The organism is Burkholderia sp. BE12 (assembly GCF_002959955.1).
In the GTDB taxonomy this organism is placed as follows: Bacteria; Pseudomonadota; Gammaproteobacteria; order Burkholderiales; family Burkholderiaceae; genus Burkholderia.
The window spans coordinates 1-382 of the sequence record NZ_PREY01000094.1 but is presented as its reverse complement, the minus strand read 5'-3'; the positions used below and the strand labels follow the sequence as shown (position 1 = coordinate 382).

Below are 382 nucleotides of genomic sequence, written 5' to 3'. Positions count from 1 at the left end.
ATATAGGGAGGTATAAAAATGAAAGTAAGACCATCAGTAAAACCTATTTGCGAAAAATGTAAAGTCATTAAACGTAAAGGTAAAGTAATGGTAATTTGTGAAAATCCAAAACACAAACAAAGACACGGTTAATAAAAGAGAGGTGTAAATTAATATGGCACGTATTGCAGGAGTAGATATTCCACGTGAAAAACGCGTAGTTATCTCATTAACTTATATATACGGTATCGGTACGTCAACTGCTCAAAAAATTCTTGAAGAAGCTAACGTATCAGCTGATACTCGTGTGAAAGATTTAACTGATGACGAATTAGGTCGCATCAGTGAAGTTGTAGACGGTTATAAAGTCGAAGGTGACTTACGTCGTGAAACTAACTTAAAT

2 protein-coding genes are annotated in these 382 nt (G+C 34.3%); both read left to right on the top strand.

The genetic code is table 11. The features are described from left to right. Positions 1–18: 18 nt before the first annotated feature. Positions 19–132: a 50S ribosomal protein L36 gene (rpmJ, locus tag C4B30_RS35070; protein ID WP_105133689.1), complete on the top strand. Its 114-nt coding sequence runs from the start codon at positions 19–21 to the stop codon at positions 130–132. Between the two features lie 22 nt (positions 133–154). Next, positions 155–382, top strand: a 228-nt coding sequence (rpsM, locus tag C4B30_RS35065) for a 30S ribosomal protein S13 (RefSeq protein ID WP_105133690.1), incomplete at its 3' end; no start/stop codon positions are given.